Origin of the sequence: Erysipelothrix sp. strain 2 (EsS2-6-Brazil) (assembly GCF_016617625.1) — a bacterium.
Taxonomy (GTDB): Bacteria; Bacillota_I; Bacilli_A; order Erysipelotrichales; family Erysipelotrichaceae; genus Erysipelothrix; species Erysipelothrix piscisicarius.
This window is the reverse complement of sequence record NZ_SBAR01000004.1, coordinates 71,019-93,412: the sequence shown is the minus strand read 5'-3', so window position 1 is coordinate 93,412 and position 22,394 is coordinate 71,019. Positions and strand designations below refer to the sequence as shown.

Annotated in this window: 24 protein-coding genes; 2 read left to right on the top strand and 22 right to left on the bottom strand. The window is 37.2% G+C overall.

What is annotated here, in order from left to right; all coding sequences use genetic code 11:
- Window positions 1-13: 13 nt before the first annotated feature.
- The 20 genes from EPJ89_RS04060 to EPJ89_RS03965 form a co-directional block, all read right to left on the bottom strand.
- Window positions 14-1,354, bottom strand: a complete 1,341-nt coding sequence (locus tag EPJ89_RS04060; RefSeq protein WP_161636380.1) for a DEAD/DEAH box helicase — start codon at window positions 1,352-1,354, stop codon at window positions 14-16.
- A gap of 1 nt (window position 1,355) precedes the next feature.
- Window positions 1,356-2,009, bottom strand: a complete 654-nt coding sequence (locus EPJ89_RS04055) for a tRNA (adenine(22)-N(1))-methyltransferase (protein ID WP_161636379.1) — start codon at window positions 2,007-2,009, stop codon at window positions 1,356-1,358.
- A gap of 1 nt (window position 2,010) precedes the next feature.
- Window positions 2,011-3,393: an RNA polymerase sigma factor RpoD gene (gene rpoD, locus EPJ89_RS04050; RefSeq protein ID WP_161636378.1), complete on the bottom strand. Its 1,383-nt coding sequence runs from the start codon at window positions 3,391-3,393 to the stop codon at window positions 2,011-2,013.
- Window positions 3,393-5,156: a DNA primase gene (gene dnaG, locus EPJ89_RS04045; protein ID WP_161636377.1), complete on the bottom strand. Its 1,764-nt coding sequence runs from the start codon at window positions 5,154-5,156 to the stop codon at window positions 3,393-3,395. Before dnaG ends, rpoD begins: the two co-directional genes overlap by 1 nt.
- Before the next feature lie 18 nt (window positions 5,157-5,174).
- Window positions 5,175-6,548: a glycine--tRNA ligase gene (locus EPJ89_RS04040; protein WP_161636376.1), complete on the bottom strand. Its 1,374-nt coding sequence runs from the start codon at window positions 6,546-6,548 to the stop codon at window positions 5,175-5,177.
- Window positions 6,549-6,577: 29 nt separating this feature from the next.
- A complete protein-coding gene (recO, locus tag EPJ89_RS04035) occupies window positions 6,578-7,276 on the bottom strand; it encodes a DNA repair protein RecO (RefSeq protein ID WP_125164420.1) in 699 nt (232 codons plus the stop codon).
- Window positions 7,266-8,162: a GTPase Era gene (gene era / locus EPJ89_RS04030; RefSeq protein WP_161636375.1), complete on the bottom strand. Its 897-nt coding sequence runs from the start codon at window positions 8,160-8,162 to the stop codon at window positions 7,266-7,268. The genes recO and era overlap by 11 nt, the downstream gene beginning before the upstream one ends.
- The gene (gene cdd, locus EPJ89_RS04025) at window positions 8,152-8,553 is read right to left on the bottom strand and encodes a cytidine deaminase (RefSeq protein ID WP_125164419.1); all 402 of its coding nucleotides are present in this window, start codon (window positions 8,551-8,553) and stop codon (window positions 8,152-8,154) included. Before cdd ends, era begins: the two co-directional genes overlap by 11 nt.
- On the bottom strand, window positions 8,550-8,918 hold the full coding sequence (locus EPJ89_RS04020; protein WP_125164418.1) for a diacylglycerol kinase family protein: 369 nt from the start codon (window positions 8,916-8,918) through the stop codon (window positions 8,550-8,552). The genes cdd and EPJ89_RS04020 overlap by 4 nt, the downstream gene beginning before the upstream one ends.
- A complete protein-coding gene (gene ybeY, locus EPJ89_RS04015; protein WP_125164417.1) occupies window positions 8,893-9,336 on the bottom strand; it encodes an rRNA maturation RNase YbeY in 444 nt (147 codons plus the stop codon). The genes EPJ89_RS04020 and ybeY overlap by 26 nt, the downstream gene beginning before the upstream one ends.
- A gap of 64 nt (window positions 9,337-9,400) precedes the next feature.
- Window positions 9,401-10,033 (bottom strand): phosphate signaling complex protein PhoU, encoded by a 633-nt coding sequence (gene phoU, locus EPJ89_RS04010; protein ID WP_161636374.1) that lies wholly within the window; start codon window positions 10,031-10,033, stop codon window positions 9,401-9,403.
- 8 nt (window positions 10,034-10,041) lie between these two features.
- Window positions 10,042-10,788 (bottom strand): phosphate ABC transporter ATP-binding protein PstB, encoded by a 747-nt coding sequence (gene pstB, locus EPJ89_RS04005; RefSeq protein ID WP_200549056.1) that lies wholly within the window; start codon window positions 10,786-10,788, stop codon window positions 10,042-10,044.
- Between the two features lie 2 nt (window positions 10,789-10,790).
- Window positions 10,791-12,014: a phosphate ABC transporter permease PstA gene (gene pstA / locus EPJ89_RS04000; protein ID WP_200549054.1), complete on the bottom strand. Its 1,224-nt coding sequence runs from the start codon at window positions 12,012-12,014 to the stop codon at window positions 10,791-10,793.
- Complete coding sequence (pstC, locus tag EPJ89_RS03995; protein WP_237558253.1) at window positions 12,011-12,964, bottom strand: phosphate ABC transporter permease subunit PstC; 954 nt, start codon at window positions 12,962-12,964, stop codon at window positions 12,011-12,013. The genes pstA and pstC overlap by 4 nt, the downstream gene beginning before the upstream one ends.
- Window positions 12,961-13,863 carry a substrate-binding domain-containing protein gene (locus tag EPJ89_RS03990; protein ID WP_200542819.1) on the bottom strand — a complete coding sequence of 301 codons (903 nt, stop codon included), beginning with the start codon at window positions 13,861-13,863 and terminating at the stop codon, window positions 12,961-12,963. The genes pstC and EPJ89_RS03990 overlap by 4 nt, the downstream gene beginning before the upstream one ends.
- A 73-nt stretch (window positions 13,864-13,936) precedes the next feature.
- On the bottom strand, window positions 13,937-15,148 hold the full coding sequence (locus tag EPJ89_RS03985) for a sensor histidine kinase (RefSeq protein ID WP_125164411.1): 1,212 nt from the start codon (window positions 15,146-15,148) through the stop codon (window positions 13,937-13,939).
- Window positions 15,129-15,803 (bottom strand): response regulator transcription factor, encoded by a 675-nt coding sequence (locus tag EPJ89_RS03980; RefSeq protein WP_161636370.1) that lies wholly within the window; start codon window positions 15,801-15,803, stop codon window positions 15,129-15,131. Before EPJ89_RS03980 ends, EPJ89_RS03985 begins: the two co-directional genes overlap by 20 nt.
- The gene (locus EPJ89_RS03975) at window positions 15,772-16,755 is read right to left on the bottom strand and encodes a PhoH family protein (protein WP_161636369.1); all 984 of its coding nucleotides are present in this window, start codon (window positions 16,753-16,755) and stop codon (window positions 15,772-15,774) included. The genes EPJ89_RS03980 and EPJ89_RS03975 overlap by 32 nt, the downstream gene beginning before the upstream one ends.
- Before the next feature lie 83 nt (window positions 16,756-16,838).
- Window positions 16,839-17,024, bottom strand: coding sequence for a 30S ribosomal protein S21 (gene rpsU / locus EPJ89_RS03970; protein WP_003773874.1), 186 nt, complete (start codon window positions 17,022-17,024; stop codon window positions 16,839-16,841).
- A 185-nt stretch (window positions 17,025-17,209) separates the two neighbouring features.
- Window positions 17,210-18,640: a DEAD/DEAH box helicase gene (locus EPJ89_RS03965; RefSeq protein WP_200549052.1), complete on the bottom strand. Its 1,431-nt coding sequence runs from the start codon at window positions 18,638-18,640 to the stop codon at window positions 17,210-17,212.
- 164 nt (window positions 18,641-18,804) lie between these two features.
- Here EPJ89_RS03965 and EPJ89_RS03960 point away from each other — a divergent pair, with 164 nt between their 5' ends.
- Both EPJ89_RS03960 and EPJ89_RS03955 read left to right on the top strand, forming a co-directional pair.
- Window positions 18,805-19,440 (top strand): ABC transporter ATP-binding protein, encoded by a 636-nt coding sequence (locus EPJ89_RS03960; protein WP_161636367.1) that lies wholly within the window; start codon window positions 18,805-18,807, stop codon window positions 19,438-19,440.
- Window positions 19,433-20,215 carry an ABC transporter permease gene (locus EPJ89_RS03955; protein WP_161636366.1) on the top strand — a complete coding sequence of 261 codons (783 nt, stop codon included), beginning with the start codon at window positions 19,433-19,435 and terminating at the stop codon, window positions 20,213-20,215. Before EPJ89_RS03960 ends, EPJ89_RS03955 begins: the two co-directional genes overlap by 8 nt.
- Before the next feature lie 62 nt (window positions 20,216-20,277).
- Here EPJ89_RS03955 and deoC read toward each other — a convergent pair whose 3' ends face one another.
- Complete coding sequence (gene deoC, locus EPJ89_RS03950; protein ID WP_200542823.1) at window positions 20,278-20,940, bottom strand: deoxyribose-phosphate aldolase; 663 nt, start codon at window positions 20,938-20,940, stop codon at window positions 20,278-20,280.
- Window positions 20,927-22,393, bottom strand: coding sequence for a UDP-N-acetylmuramoyl-L-alanyl-D-glutamate--2,6-diaminopimelate ligase (locus EPJ89_RS03945; RefSeq protein WP_200549050.1), 1,467 nt, complete (start codon window positions 22,391-22,393; stop codon window positions 20,927-20,929). The genes deoC and EPJ89_RS03945 overlap by 14 nt, the downstream gene beginning before the upstream one ends.
- Window position 22,394: the final 1 nt, after the last annotated feature.

Genomic DNA, 22,394 nt, shown 5'->3' with positions numbered 1-22,394 from the left:
TCCCGTTAAGTCACTACTTCTCAGTGTCGAGTGCACGTTCGCGTTGTTTTGCTTTTGCACGTTCTTTTTTCTGTTCTCGAATTTCTTGTTGAATCATATTACGTTTTTTCTTATTTGTTAAACGTTCAATTTCTCGTTTACGCTTAACTTTATAACCAGGCTTAACCTTCACGTTTTTACGATGAAGCACCTGGACAATTTCTGGATCGAGTTGTTTGGTACGTTTTTCGAGGTTAAACCAAGGACGGACATCTTCAAGACCTCCATCTTTAACGCGTTTATACTCAAAACGTAAACCTTTTTTCATCAATCTCGTTACCGCACCCTGATCTTTTTGGGTAACAATACTAATACTGTATCCTTGTCGACCACTTCGACCAGTTCGGCCTGATCGGTGCGTATAGAAATCTAAATCATGGTTTGGTAACCCTGCATTAATGACATGACTGATTTCAGGTAAATCAATACCTCGAGCAGCCAAATCAGTCGCAACAATGTACTGAACACGTTTGCTGTTAATTTGATTCAATACCTGTTTACGGCCACGGTCACTAACGTCACCATGTAACTCTACACACTCAATTCCATAATCACGAAGATATCGAGCAATTTCCCCTGCTTGTACTTTAGTGTTGGCGAAAACAACAGCAAGTAATGGATTGATTGCTGATAAAACGTCAAGGACTGCTTCATTCATATCACGATGACGTTGATTAATGAGAATATGATCAATTCTTGGTTTCAATTTTTCTTCTGTTGAAACGATTTCAATAGGGTGTTTTAGATACTTTTTAATGAATGCACGAAGCCCACTTGGAATTGTCGCACTGTAAAGCATAAAAATTGTATCATTCGATAATCTTGATGCAATCGTATCAACTTCATTGATAAATCCATAGTCTAACATCATATCTGTTTCGTCTATAACAAAAGTCTTGATGAAATCAAGTCTTAGAACACTCCAACCTAAAATATCAATAAATTTCCCAGGTGTCGTGATTAAAATCATCGGTTGTTTTTCAATTTTCTTTTTAAGACGGCTATTGTCCATACCACCAATTGCAAGTTCGGTCGTAATGCGTTCATCTAAAGTAGTAATTTCACGTGCAAAGCTCTGGATTTGCATCGCTAATTCACGCGTAGGTGCAAGAATTAAAGCCTGTGTTTGTTCTACCGTTGGATCAATAAGTTCCAAAATAGCGAATAAGAACGCATGCGTTTTCCCTGTACCGGTATCCGATTTAACAATCAAATCACGCTTAGTCTTAATTTCTTTAAGAACTTTTTCTTGAACTGATGTAAGATCTTTAAATTTATTCAGTTCAAAAAATCTTTTATTAATATTATTCATCATATTAACACTCCTTTTCTAAAATATTCTTTATGGTGTTATATTCTTCTTCGAAAGCAACATTATGCTTCTTAATAGAATATAGATGATTTGCGCGATTGGTTAAATAGATTCGATAATCTTCATTAAGTTGTTTTTTTAACACAGGACCAATCAACACATCTTCCTGTGTTAATGCACTCTGGTTTGACGTCGAGACCTTGATTACCATAATAAATACTGGAATTTCTCGCTCTAAAATAAATCGTTCATCAATAAGTGCAAATCCATGCTCACTAACGGTTTGACGCAGCCAAGCATTTTTTGTATTTGATTGAATGATAATTGTATCATTCTCATTAAATTTATAATTAGAAATTATAGACCATATTGTTTCAGCGCCCATTCCCGCAATAACATAGCAATTAGCGTCACCCTGAAACCCTTCAAGACCATTACCTAACTGGAGTTCAATTTTATCTTTTAATCCAAAACGCTCGACATTTTCACGTGCCTGTTGTAATGGCTTTTCTGCAATATCAAGACCATAACCAAAAGACGCTTTATGCTCTTGGATCGCTTTGATAAGAAGTAATCCGTGGTCTGTTCCCACATCAGCAACACGTGCTTGATCAGGAATTAAATTAAAAATCTCTGTAAGTCGATTCGAAAGCTTCATATTATCGTTTGTCTACAAAGTCTCTTAAGCGTTTTGATCGTGTAGGATGTTTCAACTTACGAAGTGCTTTGGCTTCAATCTGACGAATACGTTCACGTGTAACGTTAAACTCTTTCCCGACCTCTTCTAACGTACGAGTACGTCCATCTTCTAAACCGAATCTGAGTCGTAAGACTTTTTCTTCCCGTTCCGTTAACCCTTCAAGAACCATTTTAATCTCTTCTTTAAGAAGTTGATTGTTCGCATACTCATCTGGTGATAATGCATCTTTATCTTCAATAAAATCACCAAGATGCGAATCATCTTCTTCACCAATCGGTGTCTCTAATGAAACTGGATCTAAAGCAATTTTCTGAATTTCACGCACTTTTTCAGGGGTAATGTTTTCCATTTCAGCTGCAATTTCTTCAGCTGTTGGTTCACGACCGAGCGTTTGAACTAGTGATCTTTGAATTCGAGTTAATTTATTAATTGTTTCGACCATGTGTACTGGGATTCGAATCGTACGTGCTTGGTCTGCAATTGCTCGAGTAATGGCCTGGCGAATCCACCATGTTGCATATGTTGAAAATTTAAAGCCTTTTGTATAGTCAAACTTTTCAACTGCTTTAACAAGACCCATGTTTCCTTCTTGAATTAAGTCTAAGAATAACATTCCACGACCGACATATTTTTTAGCGATTGAAACAACCAAACGAAGGTTTGCAGAGATTAGGATGCGTCGCGCCTCCAACCCATCGTAATAAGTTGCAACCCAGTTAGTTAAAAAGGCAAGATTTTCCTCATCACCGTTATCCGTAAGGTACGCTTCGAAATCATCAAAAAAGTACCCAATTTGGTTTTCCGTTAGACGCTCCGCAAGTTCCTCATCCGTAATTGCTGGATCCACAATTTCTTTATACTTATTAATGATAAATTCTTTAGCTTGCTCCCCTTCTTGAAGTCGGCGCGCAATTTCAGGTTCATCTTTAGCATCTAAAAGATTAACTCGACCAATTTCCTTGAGATACATCTTAACAGGGTCATTAATGCGAACCATGTTGGCACTAGTTAATTCATTTTCGTATGAGCTAAGGTCAACTTTATTCAGTGAATCGTCAAAGATTTCATCTTCCTCTTCTGACTCATCGCTAATAAAATCATCATCGACATCCGGCTCACCAGCTTCAAGCATTACCTCCTCATCAATATCATCTTCATCATCACTGAGAATAATGCCTTTTTCTGTAAACCACTCAAAAAGATCTTCAGAATCATCATCACTCAAATTAAGGTGATCAATCGCCTTTTCTACATCATCATTTAATAGAACACGCTTTTTCTCATATTGTTTTAGAAAACTCTCTTTAACTTCTTCTAATGTTTTTAATTTTTTAGCTGCCATCAATGTTCTCCTTCTCTCTTATTTTTATTTCTTAATTGTTTTATTGCTTCTTCGAGTAGTGCTGCTTGATCATCAATCTTATCTTGTTGAAGCACCCGACCCTTCATATCATGGACTCCCATGACGACAAGATGATCCCGAATCAAATTAATATTTTGTTCCATACTTGCTCGATTATAGCCATGCAATAAGTCGCTTGATTCGATATCGATAGCAAATTTTTTCATTTTATCAGATATGTTTAAAGATAAAATATCTGCAATTTCAATAACTTCTTGATTACGATAACAATCGAGAATTATTAGTGCAAAATCAGTTGCCAAATCGGACACTAAGAATCCTAATTGATCTCGATATAGGTATGCTGCTTCTTTAGAAATCAGCATTTGTCTCAAAATTGCTCTTTCAGGAATTTTTACATTAAACTCCATCGCATGATCAACATTATTCGGAATTCGGTGGGTATCACGTTCAAGCGAAACACTACGCGCATTGAGTTGTTGTGATAACACACTATATTCAAAATTTGTTTTGTCAGAAAGTTTCTTGAGGTAATAGCTCTGTTCCAACTCGTCTTCATCTTTTAAATGATCAATCATAAATTGAACAACTCGTTTACGATTATCAAATGAATCCAAACCATAGTTTCCAATTCCATAACTCATTAAAAAATCTAGCCAATTAATACGGTCAGCAACACCTTTTTGAACACGTTCAATTCCAAATTCACGAATACATTCATCTGGATCTAATCCCGTATCATTATACCATACTGTAACTGTACAATGTGCTTTACGTAACTTCAAACCAACTTGATATGTCGCTTCAAGTCCGGCACGATCACCATCGAAAGCCAAAACAATATTTGAACTGCACTGTTTCAACATTTGAATTTGTTCATTGGTACAAGCGACCCCCAGTAAAGAAACGGTATTATCAAAGCCTGATTTGGTAAAAGCAATTGTGTCGGTAACACCTTCAGCTACCAGAATAAAATCTTGTTTACGTGCTGCATCTTTTGCATTGTGGATATTATAAACTGTCAATCCTTTGGTATATAAACGCGTTTCGGAAGTATTGATATATTTAACTTTATTATCATCATTTAGAGCCCGTGCACTAAAAGCAATTACGCGCCCATGTCGATCATAGATTGGAAACATGATACGCTGATAAAACACATCTTCAACCCCACGCTCGGAGACCCGAACTAAATCCGCATCCACAAGTTCTTTTTCGTTAAAACCTTTTGCTAACAAATATTTTGATAATTGATTATCGCCAAATGCAACGCCAATACCAAATTTCTTTATCAACTCCATACTGTAACCACGTGCTTCAAGTTTACTTAATGCATCCTTACCCGCCTTTGTATAAAGTTGAAATTCAGTAAATTTTTGAGTCTCATCAAGTGCTTGAAATAACTTTAATTTTTCATTGTCTATCGGTGCTATATTTTGCTGTTCGTACTCTGAAACATCAACATCAATAAATGATGCAGTTTTAACGACAGCATCAATGAAACCAATTTTCTCAAAATCTTTTACAAAAGAAAAAACATTTCCGCCTGCTCCACAAACAAAGCATTTATAAATTTGTCGATCTGGAGAGACTGACATAGATGGATTATTATCATCATGAAAAGGGCAAACCCCCCAGTAATTTTTGCCCTTTTTTGATAGTGTCATGTATCGAGAAATGGTATCAACGATATCCGTTTTAGCACGAATGTCATTGATCAATTCTTCTGGCATTCGCTTCATATCACTCACCCGTTATTCTTATTTGTTAATTTCTTCATGCATCAATGCAATCGCTTCGTCCACACTTACACGAACCTGTTCCATTGAATCACGATAGCGTAACGTTACCTTTTCATCTTCTAAAGAATCAAAATCAAATGTAATACAGAATGGTGTTCCGATTGCATCTTGTCGACGGTATCGTTTTCCAATACTTGCCGTCTCATCAAAATCACAAGCAAAAGATCCCATTAGCTTATGCATAACCTCACGAGCCGGTTCACTTAATTTTTTGGAAAGCGGCAACACACACACTTGTGTTGGCGCAAGTTTTGGTGAAAAATGCATTACAACACGTGTATCATTTTCAAGTTCTTCTTCATCATAGGCTTCACAAATTAACGCAAGCATTAATCGTTCAACCCCTAAAGATGGTTCCACACAGTAAGGGATAAATTTTTCATTTGTCTCAGGATCTAAATACTCCATACTTACTTTTGAGTGTTCTTGATGTTGTTTAAGGTCATAATCAGTACGGTCAGCAATGCCCCACAACTCATCAAACCCCCATGGGAAACGATATTCGATATCACTTGTTCCTTTAGAATAATGTGATAACTCATCTTCATCGTGCTCTCTTAAACGTAGATTTTCAGGTTTTATACCAAGCCCAATTAACCAATCCATTGCGAATTTCTTCCAATATTCATACCACTCAAGGTCTTCACCTGGTTTCACAAAAAATTCTAATTCCATTTGTTCAAACTCACGTGTTCTAAAAATAAATTGTCCTGGTGTAATTTCATTTCTAAATGACTTACCAATCTGCGCAATCCCAAATGGTAGTTTTTTACGCATTGAACGTTGGACATTACGGTAATTAACAAACATCCCCTGTGCCGTTTCAGGACGTAAATAGATTGCGTTTGAACTATCCTCCGTAACACCTTGGAATGTTTTAAACATTAAATTAAATTGACGAATGTTTGTAAAGTCATGACCACCACAATTAGGGCATGGAATTTGATGTTCTTGAATATACAATTCCATTTCGTCATTGCTCATAACACCCGCATTAATTTCAGTTTCCGAAAACGCTTCAATAAGTTTATCAGCGCGATGACGCGTATTACATTTTCGACAATCCATCAAAGGGTCATTAAAAGTGTCTAAGTGACCACTTGCTTGCCATACTGATGGATTCATTAAAATAGCAGATTGAATCCCAACGTTATATGGATTTCGAGAAACAAAAGACTCCCACCATAATTTCTTAACATTTTGCTTTAATTCAATTCCTAAAGGACCAAAATCCCAAGTATTTGCTAAACCACCATAAATCTCACTACCTTGAAAAACGAAACCACTTGTTCTAACATGGTTTACTATCGTTTCAAATTCATATTTTTTCATTCTTTCACCTTCCAATTGCTTTCCCTCTATTATACATCAGAAATGAGTTTCCAACTATTAAATTTATAATCCCCATGAAATTCTAAATATTCAACCAATATTTTTAACAACTCATATTGATTGATTGTCTCTAAATATGCATCGACATCACGATCTGAAAAAATTCCAAGTAGTGCAATCATTAATGACTTCGTCGTTTTAAATTGATGGTACGCATGGGTTGCACAGACATAACCGCCCTGTTCAATTGAGAATGCATTTACGTGAGTATTTCCACACACCACACACCCTTCAACATCTGGAGTAAATCCCTGTAATTGAATTAGAAATGCCAAATACTTGATACAAAGCACTTTTAAATCTGTGGATTCAATACAATTTTCAAACCAATTATAGAATGAAGCATGCGTATTGGCATCATAACAACGGACGGTTAATTCCGATACCAACGACATATACATCAACCAATCAAGATCTTGTCGCACTTGTAAATACGCATTGATTGATTCCCCACCTATAATTCGATTTAATTTTTGATTTTGATAATTAAATCGATATTGAACTTTTGAAAATTCTAAACCCAATCGACCTTGTTTTGATTTTGCACGGTAATAACCCGGCAAAATCATCCGGATCAATCCATATTCATAACCAAGAAAATGGACCATTGCATCATGTTCACGAAAAGGAACAATTGACACAATGAATCCAATATCTTTATTGTTCATATTCAGTTTCAATATATCCAAGCTGATTTAACATTCGAGCACGATTACGCCAGTTTTTTTCAACACGAACATAGGTTTCCAAAAACACTTTTTCTCCAAGAACTGTTTCCAACTCTCCACGAGCACGTTCCCCTATTTGCTTAATCATACTCCCTTGTTTACCAATAATGATCCCTTTTTGTGAAGGTCGATCAACGAGGATAACAGCACTAATAATTGTCGCATTCTTCTTCTTAACTATTCGCTCAATCGCAACTGCTACACTGTGAGGTATTTCTTCTTCTGTTAACTCAAGAATTTTTTCACGAACAATTTCAGCCATAATAAATTGTTCGGGGTATGCACTCACTTGATCTTTAGGGTAATACATCACACCCTCTTCCATATAACTTAGAGTCACATCCAATAATCGATCAACATTATTGTTTTCTAAAGCTGAAATTGGAATGATCTCCGTAAATTTAAAATCAGTCGAAGCAGCAATTCGTTCTAAAAGAGCCTGTTCGCTCATCTTATCAACTTTATTAATAATTAGGAATACGGGAATTTTCAGTTTGCTTAATCGCTCAATGACAAATTCATCACCAGTTCCAAATGGTTCTGCACCATCAATAATATAGTAAACCAAATCAACGCCTTTAAAATGCGCATAGGCTGTTCGATTCATTCGTTCACCCAACTGATGTTTTGGTTTATGAATGCCAGGCGTATCAATAAAAATAAGTTGATAATCCTCTTCGGTTTTAACCCCGATAATCGCATCTCGTGTTGTTTGTGCTTTTTCTGTAACAATCGCTATTTTTTGTTTAACGATTTGATTAATTAATGTTGATTTCCCAGCATTGGGACGACCAACAATTGAAATAAATCCTGATTTAAATGTCATTTAAGTCCTTCTTTCCAAACATTAATGGCATCAATTCTTCAATGTTTGTGGTCATTGATTCGTTGCCATTTGATAAATAGATCGGTGTTGTCGGTTCAAGCAACTCTGAAAGTACTTGTCTGCATATTCCACACGGTCCTGCTAAAAGACTGCCATCCGTTACGATTGCAATTCCAACAATATCCGCTTGTCGATATCCATGGGAATAAGCGGAAAACACAGCACTTCGCTCACCACAGTTTGTTGCACCATATGATGCATTTTCGACATTTGCACCTACAAACGTCTTACCATCGCGAGTCAAAAGACATGCGCCAACATGGTAATTCGAGTACGGTGCATAGGCATTACGCATTGCTTCAAAAGCTTTTGAAATGAGTTCGTCTTTCATATAAATCTCCTTGTGAGCACGATAACTCCTATAATAATTGCATATATTGCTGCTAACAACACTGCACCTGCTGCAATGTCCTTAATTTCTTTTACATGCAAGTTATAATTTTTAATAAGCAAATCACAAATATCCTCTACGGCTGAATTTAAAAATTCTGTAACCAGAACCATAAAAACTGCACTCACCACAAACATCCATTCAACGGGAGTAATCCCGATCAACGCAAAAACGATGATGGCAATGAATCCAAGAATCAGTTGTATCAGAATACTATGATCGTATAACACTCCGGTCTTAACACCCTGAAATGCCGACTTAAATTTTTTCCGGGTACGTTTAAGAATCTTTGCGAGCGATATCATGCAAGATTTCTTTCTGTAGTCCAAACATAACGACTTCCTCCTCCGGCGTATGATGATCATAGCCTAATAAGTGGAGGTACCCATGTGCTACGAGAAAACAGAACTCACGTTTAAGGGAGTGCCCGTATTCTTCTGCTTGTCGGCGAATCGCATCAACACTGATAATAATATCCCCCATCATAAAAACTTCCTCATCCATTGAACCATCCTCAAAGCTTAAAACATCTGTAGGTCGATCAATATTACGGAATTCTTTATTAAAGTTATGGATGCTTTGGTCATCTACTAAAACAACATTAACTTCTACTGCCTTCTCAAAAGCAGTCTTGCTTAAAGTCTCTTCCAAAATTGGCTTGAGATACGTCTCATAAGCGTCCCAAAAGTCATCATTTGATTGATTAATATAATTTATTTCCATTTTATCACTTCCGCATTAATTATATCACAAAAAAAAGGCTTAAATCTAAGCCTTTTATCACATATTACCCAAAATCGATATGACGTCCTTTCACAATGTAGATTACATGCTCACAAATATTCGTCGCGTGATCACCTGCACGCTCAATATTACGCAAGATTCCAATTGTTTGAGTTGGAATACGATCTGTTTCTATAGGCTCTGAAGCATATCGCGCCATAATCCCTTGAAAAAGTTCATCTAAAGCTTCATCCATCTCCGCAACAACATAGGCATCTTTAACATTCGGTTTCTTTAAAAGCGATACAACTGCATCGAAATTTTCGAGGAACTTAGCCCCCAACAACTCAACATCACTTTGATACTCAGGTTGAGATTCTTTACTTTTAATAACGTATCGCCCCATATTTTTGGCATAGTCACCAATCCGTTCCAAATCCGCGGACACCTTAATCCCGCCAACGACCATTCTCAAATCTTTCGCGACCGGCTGCATTAACGAAAGAATTTCAATCGCTTGATCATTTATGCTTTCATCCGAATCATTAATATAGTCATCTTTCTCTATGACATTTAAAGCAAGTGTTTTATCCTCCGTAACTATTGCTTGAATCGCCATTGCCATCTGCTTACGAACGCGATCTGCCATCGCTAGTAAATCCGCTTCAAACACCAACATTTTGTCTTCTAATCGCATAGTTCCTCCTAGCCAAATCGGCCTGTAATATAGTCTTCAGTACGCTTATCTTTAGGGGTATGAAAGAGTTTACGTGTCGTTTCATATTCAACAATATCACCCATTAAGAAAAAGGCAGTCATATCACTGATACGCCCCGCTTGTTGCATTGAGTGCGTTACGATAATAATTGTATAATCTTTTTTTAAATCAAGAATTAATTCTTCAATCTTTGCGGTAGCAATTGGGTCGAGTGCTGAAGTTGGTTCATCCATCAAAATCACTTCAGGTTTTAAAGCAATTGCACGCGCGATGCATAAACGTTGTTGTTGACCTCCTGATAGACGGAGTGCTGATGAACCCAATCGATCCGAAACCTCATCATAGAGTGCCGCTTTAATCAGTGCGGTCTTAACAGCTTCATCGAGAACATGTTTGTCTTTGATACCTTGGCATCGCAATCCATACGCAACATTATCATAGATGCTCATTGGAAAGGGATTTGGGTGTTGAAACACCATCCCTACCCGTGTTCTTAAATCCACCACATCCCTTCCATAGATGTTCTCATTTTCAAAAAGTACACTTCCCTCAATTCGACAACTTTCTACTAAATCATTCATTCGATTAAAGCATCGTAGAAACGTCGATTTACCACATCCTGAAGGTCCAATAAAAGCAGTAACTTTTTGTTTTTTTATGTCAATAGATATATCTTTGAGTGCCTGATGATCCCCATAGAAAAGATTTAAATTTTTAACTTGGAAACTATTCATGATTAATATCCCATCCTTTTTTGAAGTTGCTTAGAAATATATTTGACGGATAAATTTAAGATTAATACAAGCCCTAAAATAACAATTGAAATAGCACTGGCTAACTCAAAATTAGGTTGTTCTTGACTCATAACAGACCAAATATGTACCGCAAGTGAGGTTCCACCTTGAGTGATACCCGGTGCATCGTTCACAAACGTTCCCATTGTATAGATAAGAGCTGCCGACTCCCCAATTATCCGACTAACTGATAAGAGCACAGCTGATAAGATTCCAGGTAATGCACTTGGGAGCACCACTTTAAAGATAGTCTGTGTTTGGGTTCCACCAAGTGAAAGCGATGCCGATCGTAAACCGTCAGGTACAACCAACAACGATTCTTTCACCGATCGAATTATAACTGGTAATAAAATTACGGCCATCGTCATCCCGCCAAGAAGAATACTTAACCCCGATACATTAAAGAAAGCGGTGATGGGAAAGAGAACAGCGATCCCTAAAAGCCCGAAGATAATACTTGGAACACCTGCTAACATTTCAATACTGCTTTCTAACATGCGTGTCAACGCAGTATCTGGTGCAATCTCTGTAAGATAAAGGGCTGCGCCGATTCCTAGGGGTAATGCAAAGAGCAACGATGTCCCAATCAGAAGCAAGGTTGCAAGAATAGAACCCCAAATTCCCCCACTTTGTGTTTTATAATAAATGGATTGCAAACTTTGAGCTTCATTTAGCTTTATGTTTAATTGCTGGGCATCATCCCCAGCGACATGGCCAGAAATCATTCGTTCTCCATTGGAGTCACGCATTGTAAGTCGTTCAATTGCATCACCTTTATGAATGACGTGATGCTTTTCAAATTGTGGCCCAGCAGTTAAGTTAATCGTTTCATTAAATGGACTTTTTTCATCCACATACGATACGATAACCGTCTTTTTCCCTTCATGATTTTGATGATCTCGAATGGCAATACCATAGTTTTCATTAAAAATATCTGCAGTATCTAAATTCTCAGGCTCAACAAACATTCCTGATTTTGTATCTGGGAAACCCAGCAAATAATTTTCCGACCAATAATTTGAACGCAACATATCCCAACTGAGTGTATCCTTACCCCGAATTACCACAAAACTAAAAATGCCGATAAGAACAAGAACTGAAAGCAAAGAAGCGAGATACGTGATACCATTTAGGAACAGATCGTGAATTTTACGTTTACGTGTCATTTTCCGTCATTCCCCACTTTCTTTTTGAATGCATGAATCACTAAGTTTGAGATCAAAATAATAACCATAAGCACAATCCCGACACTAAATCGCACATCATAATCAACGCCCGATGTTTCTTTCATTCCTGAGAGCATCGTAGATGTCAGTGTTCGCGTGATATCAAATGGATTCCATGTTGGTCCGGTCGGTTTATTTCCTGCAACCATCGAAACGGCCGTAGCCTCACCAAACGCCCGTGCCAACCCAAGGATGAGCCCCGTAGTTATTCCAGATTTCGCTGACGTTAAAACCACTTTAAAATTCGTTTGAGTCGATGAAGCGCCCAACGCGAGCGAACCAAGTTCTAAATTTTTATCAACCGCATTCATTGAAACGATTGAAAGCGAAGTCATGGTTGGTAACACCATTATCGCCAGTAGGATTACAACCGCTAACATTGATCTTCCACCAAATGTTGAAAAACCAAGAACGGTTGCAAATTCATCGACAAATGGCACTATGACACCCGAAGCAAAAACACCATAAACAACAGAAGGAACTGCCGCAAGCATCTCAATCACCGTTGTGAGTAGCTTGGATAATTTCTTGGGTGCAATTTTAGAAATAAACAATGCAGTGAGCACTGAAATTGGAAACGCAATTAACATTGCCAAAAATGCGGTAATGACCGTATTAATCACAATAAAAAGCACACCATATATCTTCTTGTCCGCTTCCCAAACAAATCCAGTAAGAAAATCCAGTAATGAAATTTGATTTGGACCATATGAAGGAAGAAAAACAGCAATACCACGTTTAAAGATAAATACAAAGATTACAACGACCATCGATGCCGCAAGAATTCCCATCAGTTTTAAAATGCTTTGAACCCAAATATCAATTGTTCTTTTTCGATGTTGATAGCCTTCCGGAGTGTGAACCCCGAAACGATTCTGTTTGTAACTCATACAAGTTCCTTCCATTGCGAGAGTTCTCCGCTAAATATTTTTTGAAGGCGTTCCGGAGTGATATCTTCGAGTGGATTCGCCTCATTAACAACCACGACTACAGCATCCATACAATACACTCCTGATATCATTCCCTTATCCACAGGTTCTTCTTTTTTGAATTTTCGTGACGCAAATCCAATGTCAATATGATTGGCACCATCCTTTTCGCTGCCCAATGTGCGCTTGTAGCCATCACCCGATCCAGTATGATTGGGTTCATATTTAAAATTCCCAGCCATTGGAATAAACGATTCAACCGCAGCTTTAATGGTCGGCTCAACAGAAGTCGAACCACCTGTTTTAAGCACTAGATCTGAATTATCTCTAGAGACAATGGGATGACGTTCCTTCAAATCCTCCCATAAAACACCTTTCGAAATATCCACAATTCCACCTGAGGCCAAAACAATTTCCTTACCTTCAATCGAATTATTTAAGTAATCCAGAAACGCGAGTACCAACGCTTGTTTCTCATTTGAATCAAAATCCCCTTCACCGCGCGTTACAAAACTAAATGGACGCGCAAGTTGATAAGTACCTGCATTCACTGATTCGATGGATGGCATAATACCTAAATAACGTAGTGGTTTAATGCCATTACTTTGAAAATCCGTTGCTAACGATACATATCCAATTGCATTGTGTGCTTGCCCCACTTGGGTAGCCATATCGCCATTCCCTGTTGTTTCAGCACTGTTGTGTGTAATCGATTTGATTCCAGCAATCGATTCGAACGCTTCCCGTGTCCCCGATGAACCGTCTCGTGTATAAACCTTAATTTCATTTTCATTACTTGAAGTATGACACCCACTTAGAATGAATGAAAATAGAAAAAGCAAAATAAAAGATTTCCTCATAATAATACACGCTCCCTTTCCTACCATTACGGAAAGTATAGCGATGCATCATTAAAAGAAAATCAATTAACTGTTAATTCTGTGTTAACTTTATGGTAAAGGTTGTTCCTTTATCAATGGTACTGGAGACATTAATCGTCCCACCGTGCGCCTCAACAATCGACTTCGAAATCGCAAGACCCAGGCCACTTCCTCCATTTTCACGACTGCGATCTTTTTCCCCTCGATAGAATCGTTCGAAAATATGGGGAATTAAATCAGGTTCCATGCCTTTTCCGTTATCTGAGAAGTTGATATGAACATGCTCATCATCCGTATCACATTGAATTTTGATTCGGCCATTTTCCGCATAATTAATTGCGTTATTGAAAAGGTTAAGAAATACTTGTGACAAGCGAAACTGGTCTGCGTAAACTGTAATATTGGATGGACAGTTTAAAACCACTTTAATATTGGCTTGATGCAGTTCTTGTCTTCGTTCATAGATTAACCCATCAAAAAATTGTTTGAGATTAAAGACTGTTTTCTCTAAATAGACCGTATTTGATTTTAGACGTGATTGAAGCAATAAATCCTCAACAATGTGATCAAGACGGTTATTTTCTTTTTCGATTTGTTTTAAAAATTCTTGCAGCGTTTCAACATCATTGAATCCAGGTCGATTTAAGATTTCAACCATTCCTTTAATGGATGCTATGGGTGTACGCAACTCATGCGATGCATCAGCAATAAAGCGCTTTTGCATTTTTTCACCCTCTAATATACGGGTAACATCTTGAAAAATAAGCATGCAGCCATTGTATCGACGCTTTTCAGTTAAGAACGGTATCGATAACACTTGAAATTCGACATCTTGGTAGCTGACTTGACGAACAAATTGTTTTTCATTTAGGAACGCATCCAATAATGTTTGTCGTATTGGCGAATCAATTTTTACATCGTATACACTCTTTGCATCAACATGAATGAGTTGATCAAAATATTGATTACTCACCTCAAAATCTCCACGTTGATCAATATAGACCAAAGGTGACGGTATTGCATTAATCAACTGCACAGTACGATCAAACGCATAATCGGCTTGCACCGTTGCTTCTTTTTTTACCATTTCAACATCTTCTTTAATTGTTTCAACTTTATTTTTTGTATTTAATGTATCAAGGATAAATAAAAGTGCCATCCCCAAACTTAAAAACAGTATTGAAACAACGGTGCGACTCCAAAGCGCAATCACCGAAAGAAGTACAAGAACGAGTAATTGTATTTTATTCTCTTTTCGCAACATATCCAACTCCTCTCAGCGAATTAATTTTAACATTTGAATCTTCAAGTTTTGTTCTTAATTTAAAAATATGGACATCAACAATTCGCGTATCCCCATCATAATCAAAATGCCAAATCTCTGATAAAATTTGATCACGTGTTAAGACAATATTTTCATTTTGGAGAAGGTAGATTAATAAGTCGAATTCTTTTTTCGTAAGCTCAACATTCTCACCAGCAACCATCACGGTATGTTGATCCAAATTAATCACAATGTCCCCGACTTCAATCCTTCTTAATTCGTGGTTCATATCTACCCGGCGTAGATGTGCAGTAATACGCGCCGAGAGCTCTCGAGGTGAAAAAGGCTTTGAGAGATAATCATCAACCCCCGCTTCAAACGCTTCGAGAATATCCGCTTCTTCATCTTTAGCCGTCAGCATAATTAAAACAGCATTTAAACCACGACCTCTAAACTTTGAAACAAGTTCAATGCCGTCGTAATACGGTAACATCCAATCAATAATAATGACATCAAATTGGCCATCAAGAGCCATTTCAAGCCCTTCACGGCCATCTTTAGCAGAATGAACATCAAAACCCATCTGTTTTAAATCATAACGTAACAGACGACGTATTCCTTCCTCATCTTCGATTATTAGAATTTTCTTGCTCACGTCGATCTCCTTCCGCAAACTTCTTAAGAATTTTAATCACCAATGGGTGACGAACCACATCACTGTGCGACAAATTCACAAATTGAATTTCAGAAATATCGGATAAATAATCTTGCGCAACACGAAGCCCAGAAGCTTGATGACGCGGTAAATCGATTTGATCGATATCTCCGGTCACAATCATTTTTGAATTACGACCAAGTCGTGACAAAAACATCATCATTTGAGATTTTGTCGTATTTTGCGCCTCATCAAGAATAATCATTGCATCATCCAAGGTACGACCGCGCATATACGCTAACGGTGCAATTTCAATGACACCTTTATCCATATAGCGTTGAACACGTTCTGGAGAAAGCATATCATCCAATGCATCATACAAAGGTCTTAAATAGGGATCAACTTTTTCTTTAAGGTCTCCTGGAAGAAACCCTAAATTCTCGCCTGCTTCAACAGCAGGACGCGTAAGGATAATCTTTTGTATTTCCCCTTTTTTTAAAAGTTCAACTGCATAACACACCGCTAAAAACGTTTTACCGGTCCCCGCAGGTCCAACCGCAAACGTTAAATCATGATGCTTGAACGCATCAATAAATACTTTCTGACCTAACGTCTTTGGACGAATGGGTTTACCTGTATAGGATCGAGTTAAGACTTCGTCCAACATTTCGATAAAACGGTCGGTTTGATGATGAGCGACAACATCAAACAAATACTCAAATTCTTGAACATCGAGTCGTTCATAGTGGTTAATGACAGAAGATGCAAGTCGAATAAATGAAACCGTGTCCTCAACGTTGGACTCAGCACCCTCAATTGAAAGATGAGCGTCCCGTGCTTGAATATTTACTTCATAATTTTTTTCAATAAGATTAATATTTTTATTCTCAATACCAACAAGTTGCTGGAGTGAGATATCAAGTTCGTTTAAATTGACTGTTTGAGTTACCAAGAGTAGTCCTCCTTATGTATTAATCATATCGCAAAATAAAAAACATGCAATAAAAAAGAAGCGCTTAGCGCTTCTGGTTTTTGTTATCTACGTTTTTTACGGCGTGCTTTTTGAGCAGCTTCCGACTTCAATTTGCGTCGTACGCCAGGTTTTACATAAAACTCTCTTTTGCGAGCCTCAGCAAGGGTACCATTACGAGATACTTGACGTTTGAATCTGCGTAATGCGTCATCCAAACCTTCGTTCTCTTTTACTACAATTCTCGACATGACTAACCTCCCTTCTGATGCAAGCAAATTAATTATAACACTTCATCTATCAAAATCAAGTATATAATTAGGATTTTTTCGATATATTGCTAATATATTGCTAAAACCGTAAAAAGCGCGTCATTAAGCACCCTCACACTCACGTTTTGGTGTGTTTTTCTCAAAATGATCTCCAAATGATGTGGTTATCGAACTGACTTTTTACGACGCTGTGTTGACTTCTGCTCTTGGTTTTTATCGTGCAAACGAGAACTGTTCGACTTCTTTGCTTTTTGTGATTGTTTCTTTGCCTTTTTTGAAGCATGATTACTCCAATCGTAGGGTCCATTGAGTTCTTTTTCTTTTTTCTTAGGTTTTCCTTTTGATTTAGAGTCTTTTTGCTTAGTTGGTTTTTTCTTAGTTATGGATTCTTCAGCTTTTATTCGTTCTAACTTCGCTTTTTTCTTTTTACTAATCTTCCCATCTTTAATTGTTTTATCAAGCAATGGGTAGTTATGTGACTTGACTACAGGAACACGCATTCGAATCACACCTTCAATATCTTTAAGTAATGGGATTTCTTCAAAATTACAAAACGAAATCGCAGATCCACTAAACCCCGCACGACCCGTACGTCCAATTCGATGTACATAAGTTTCAGGAACTTCTGGAAGTTCATAGTTTACGACATATTTCAATTCATTGATATCAATACCACGCGCCGCAATATCTGTGGCTACCATAACATTAATGATTCCATCTTTAAAACCACTCAAAGCACGTTGACGTGCCCCTTGTGATTTATCTCCGTGAATTGCGACTGCATTGATGTTGCTACGGCATAAATCACGTGCCACACGATCTGCACCACGTTTTGTACGCGTAAACACAAGAACAGAATCAAAAGACTTATTCTCCAAAACATCAATCAGAAGTTGTGTCTTATTGCGCTGATCGACATAATAAACACTTTGATCTACCGTTTCAACAGTTGAGGATACGGGTGTAACCGCAACCGTTGTGGGATTATTTAAAAGCATCTCCGCAATACTTGAAATTTCTGATGGCATTGTAGCTGAGAAAAGAAGTGTTTGTTTCTTTTTAGGAAGTTTTTTAATGATGCGTTTCACGTCATTAATAAATCCCATATCCAACATACGATCCGCTTCATCAAGAATAAAAATCTCAATATGAGATAAGTCTATATAACCTTGACTCATTAAATCTTCTAAACGACCCGGTGTTGCAATCAGAATATCGATTCCATTACGAAGTGCTTTTACTTGATAACGTTGAGCAACGCCACCAAAGATCACAGTTGATCGTAAATCCATATATTTGCCATACATTTCAAAATTTTCCTGAATTTGGATGGCAAGTTCGCGTGTTGGTGTTAACACGAGCGTTCTTATTTTACGCTTCCCATTACGGTCAAATGCCTTTTGTTTTAAATTTTGTAAGGTAGGAACCGCAAAAGCAGCCGTTTTACCGGTTCCGGTTTGCGCAAGTCCAATGAGGTCTTGATGTTTAAGCAATGCAGGGATTGCTTGTTCTTGAATTGGAGTTGGCTTTTGATATCCCTGCTCCGTTAATGCTTGTAGTATTTTTTCATTTATTCCTAAGTCTTTAAATTCCATATAATTGCTCCTTAAATTCTTTTATACATTTTGTGTTCTTTGACAGAACATCAACCGTTTAATCTTATAGTTTTATGAGCCCAAAGTAAACAAAAATAAATTATTGTGTAGTTTTGCTTTCAATTCCTGATGTTTAAGCTATGATAATTCTATGGAGGCATTTTATGATTGAACTAACAAATCTTAATTTTATGAATATATTGCATTACCCTTCAATTCAGATTATTGAAGGCAAGACAACATTTATCACTGGCCCTTCCGGTTCAGGAAAATCGACACTTCTTAAACTAATCAATGGCATGGTTGATCCACTTGATGGTACCATCTTATTGAAAGATGGTGCGATAGAAGACTATAATCGCATACAACGACGCAGGGACTACATTTTATGTGACCAATCTGTTTTTTTATTCGATCTAAGTGTGCGTGAGAATTTTCATGCGTTTTATCGTTTAAGAGACAATGCATTATTATCGGATACTCAGATGGAAACATTTCTGAGTTATGCATGCTCATCAGCACATCTCGATGATCGAGTAACTTCAATGTCCGGTGGAGAACGTCAACGAATCTATATTGCGATTTGTCTTTCTTTGGCACGTCATGCGATTATGTTTGATGAGCCCACCTCTGCCCTTGATGATACAACTGCTGATATTCTATTAAATAACATCAAATCTTACTGCAATGAAAATCAATTAACCTTAATTATTGTGAGTCATAATTCTCAGTTGACCGAAAAATATGCCGATGATATTGTCCATATTTCAAATTTAAAGGAGGGCATAAGCCATGAATAGCGGCATTATACAGTTGAGTATTCTTCAATTTAGTTTAATCTATCTTCTATTACTCGTCGTATTGTTTATTATGAAACGAGCACAAATAAGTCAGACCCGACTCTTATTTACCGCAAGCATCAAAATGTCGGTGCAATTGTATTTGTCCGGACTGATTCTAACGTATATTTTCGGCAATCCACATCCTATTTTTGTTATTTTATATTTAATGTCGATGGTCCTTTTTTCTACTTTTAGAATTTTAAAGAAAAATCCACGTTTGAATCCACAATTTAAGCGGGTTATCTTTATTTGTTTAACGGTCTCCGGACTGTTTGTGGTCGCATTTTTTGTAGGTGTTATCGTTAAAACCAGTGTCTTTAACCCTCAATATGCTATTCCCGTTGGTGGAATGATTATTGGAAATGCCATGAATGGCTTAAGCTTAGGCATTAAGACGCTTACTGATACATTGGATCTCGAGCGCAATAAAGTCGAAACACTCTTAAATTTAGGTGTCACACCCAGAAAAATTATGATTCCGTTTGTGAATCAATCTCTCGAAATGGCACTTTTACCAACGCTGAACAATATGCTCAATATGGGTATTATTTCATTACCTGGCATGATGACTGGACAAATAATCTCGGGTACAGAGCCCCTCACCGCCATCATGTATCAAACCGCAATTATGATAGCAATTACCACAGGTGTTGCACTCACAACATTCACATCTCTTTCAATTGGTTACCGAACCTTAATCAATGAAAACGAACAAATTAATTGGTATGAATAAAAAAAAAGGTATTTTCGCCTTCAAATACATCTTGTGTATCTGAAGGCTTAAAATACCTTTTTTTAATAATCGGATTGACTCACTTCGTTTTTAACTAATGCAACACCCGAAGAAGTACCAATACGGGTTGCACCCGCTTGAATCATTGCATCCATGTCTTCTTGGCTTCGAACGCCACCAGAAGCTTTTACGGAAGCTTGGTCTTTGACTGTATCTTTCATTAACTTCACATCTTTAGTTGTTGCTCCGCCTGTACTAAATCCTGTTGAAGTTTTTACGAAATCCGCCCCCGCAGCAACAGCAAGTTCGCAAGCCTTCACAATCTCATCATCTTCTAAAAGACATGTTTCAATAATAACTTTAAGAATGTTATCTCCACAAACGGATTTAATGGATCGAATTTCATTTTCAATTAAGTCATATTTTTTATCTTTTAATGCACTTACATTAATAACCATATCAATTTCATCCGCGCCGTTATTTAAAGCGTTTTGTGTTTCATAAACTTTAACTTCAGTTGTATTTGCGCCTAATGGAAAACCGATAACGGTACATACTTTAACGTCAGTACCCTCTAATAGTTCATTACAAAGGGAAACAAATCCTGGATTAATGCACACACTCATAAAATCATACGTTTTTGCCTCATCGCATAAAACACGAATTTGAGCCTCAGTAGCATTTTGTTTTAGTAATGTATGATCAATGTATTTACTTAATTTCATTTTCTTTTCCTCCATATAGTTTTTCAATGATACGTGATGCGCAAACCTCATCACCCATCCACTTTTCTTTCGTTCCATGCTCACGGTAAATAAATTTCTCTTCACCTTTTCCAATTAACACAACAGTATCGCCTGGTTGAGCCATTTTTAATGCCTTTTCAATTGCATCAATTCGATTGGGTACAAATTCATAATTATCGCCATCAATGCCAGTAATGATATCTTCAGTAATATCCACGACACGTTCATCACGGTTATCGTGTTCTGTAATAATAACATGGTCGCAATAAGTTGAAGCAACGCGACCCATAATCGGTCTTTTAGCCGTATCTCGGCCTCCCGCTGCCCCAAAAACCGTGATGATTCGAGCGGATTGAGGTTGTGTTTCACGAACAAATTCATAAACATTTTTCATACTATCCGGCGCATGTCCAAAGTCGACAATAACTCGATACGGTTGTCCCTTTGAAATCATTGTTTGACGACCATCAACATGTTCAATATCTTTAAGTTCTGGAATAATCTTTTCGATTTCGTATCCACGTTGATGAAGGATGGCGATGACATTAAGCATATTGTATACATTAAATATCGCAACGAAATTGGTAACAACATCGTAGGATTCCCCTTCATGAACAAGTGTAAATTCCGTAAAGTCATCATGTAAAACAATATTTTGAGCACGATAATTTGCATTTTTATTTTCAATTCCATAGGTCACAACATGAGAATAATCTTGTTTTAGTAGGGTCTCTCCATACTCATTATCAATATTGATGACCATAAATCCTGATGGTTTTAAATTATCAAAAAGCATTTTCTTAGCTTCAAAATAATTTTCCATCGTTTTATGATAATCAAGATGATCATGGGTAAGATTGGTAAATGAAGCATTATCAAAATCTATAGACTCGACTCTTCTTAATGCTAACCCTTGACTTGACACCTCAAGACATACTTCTTCAACACCTTCCGAACGCATATCATGAAGGTAAGACTGCAATTCAACAATATCCGGTGTAGTTAATGATGGTGCAAATTTATGATCATTATATTCCACAGAAATTGTGCCGATATACCCTGCATTCACGCCAAATCGTTTTAAAATATTGCGAACCGTGAGCATTGTCGTGCTTTTTCCATTCGTACCGGTAATACCATACACATACATATTTTTTGATGGACTGTCATAGAATCGATCCGTTATCCGATGTAATTCAGTCATGACATCCTCGACACGTATATAAATAACACCTTCAATCGGTTCAATGTCATCGGAGTGCACAACGGCAACAGCACCATTTTCGACCGCTTGTTGGGCAAATTGATGACCATCTACAGTCAACCCCTTTAGACAAAAGAACATACCATTCTTAACACGATCACGAGAATCGAGTACTAAATGATCAATATCACAATCAAATTCTGTGTTCACAAGTTTATTCAATTTCATA

Bases quoted from the DNA above. Each gene is read 5' to 3' on its own strand.
- EPJ89_RS04060 (WP_161636380.1), bottom strand. From the start codon at position 1,354: ATGATGAATAATATTAATAAAAGATTTTTTGAACTGAATAAATTTAAA.
- EPJ89_RS04055 (WP_161636379.1), bottom strand. From the start codon at position 2,009: ATGAAGCTTTCGAATCGACTTACAGAGATTTTTAATTTAATTCCTGAT.
- rpoD (WP_161636378.1), bottom strand. From the start codon at position 3,393: ATGGCAGCTAAAAAATTAAAAACATTAGAAGAAGTTAAAGAGAGTTTT.
- dnaG (WP_161636377.1), bottom strand. From the start codon at position 5,156: ATGAAGCGAATGCCAGAAGAATTGATCAATGACATTCGTGCTAAAACG.
- EPJ89_RS04040 (WP_161636376.1), bottom strand. From the start codon at position 6,548: ATGAAAAAATATGAATTTGAAACGATAGTAAACCATGTTAGAACAAGT.
- recO (WP_125164420.1), bottom strand. From the start codon at position 7,276: ATGAACAATAAAGATATTGGATTCATTGTGTCAATTGTTCCTTTTCGT.
- era (WP_161636375.1), bottom strand. From the start codon at position 8,162: ATGACATTTAAATCAGGATTTATTTCAATTGTTGGTCGTCCCAATGCT.
- cdd (WP_125164419.1), bottom strand. From the start codon at position 8,553: ATGAAAGACGAACTCATTTCAAAAGCTTTTGAAGCAATGCGTAATGCC.
- EPJ89_RS04020 (WP_125164418.1), bottom strand. From the start codon at position 8,918: ATGATATCGCTCGCAAAGATTCTTAAACGTACCCGGAAAAAATTTAAG.
- ybeY (WP_125164417.1), bottom strand. From the start codon at position 9,336: ATGGAAATAAATTATATTAATCAATCAAATGATGACTTTTGGGACGCT.
- phoU (WP_161636374.1), bottom strand. From the start codon at position 10,033: ATGCGATTAGAAGACAAAATGTTGGTGTTTGAAGCGGATTTACTAGCG.
- pstB (WP_200549056.1), bottom strand. From the start codon at position 10,788: ATGAATAGTTTCCAAGTTAAAAATTTAAATCTTTTCTATGGGGATCAT.
- pstA (WP_200549054.1), bottom strand. From the start codon at position 12,014: ATGACACGTAAACGTAAAATTCACGATCTGTTCCTAAATGGTATCACG.
- pstC (WP_237558253.1), bottom strand. From the start codon at position 12,964: ATGAGTTACAAACAGAATCGTTTCGGGGTTCACACTCCGGAAGGCTAT.
- EPJ89_RS03990 (WP_200542819.1), bottom strand. From the start codon at position 13,863: ATGAGGAAATCTTTTATTTTGCTTTTTCTATTTTCATTCATTCTAAGT.
- EPJ89_RS03985 (WP_125164411.1), bottom strand. From the start codon at position 15,148: ATGTTGCGAAAAGAGAATAAAATACAATTACTCGTTCTTGTACTTCTT.
- rpsU (WP_003773874.1), bottom strand. From the start codon at position 17,024: ATGTCGAGAATTGTAGTAAAAGAGAACGAAGGTTTGGATGACGCATTA.
- EPJ89_RS03965 (WP_200549052.1), bottom strand. From the start codon at position 18,640: ATGGAATTTAAAGACTTAGGAATAAATGAAAAAATACTACAAGCATTA.
- EPJ89_RS03960 (WP_161636367.1), top strand. From the start codon at position 18,805: ATGATTGAACTAACAAATCTTAATTTTATGAATATATTGCATTACCCT.
- EPJ89_RS03955 (WP_161636366.1), top strand. From the start codon at position 19,433: ATGAATAGCGGCATTATACAGTTGAGTATTCTTCAATTTAGTTTAATC.
- deoC (WP_200542823.1), bottom strand. From the start codon at position 20,940: ATGAAATTAAGTAAATACATTGATCATACATTACTAAAACAAAATGCT.
- EPJ89_RS03945 (WP_200549050.1), bottom strand. From the start codon at position 22,393: ATGAAATTGAATAAACTTGTGAACACAGAATTTGATTGTGATATTGAT.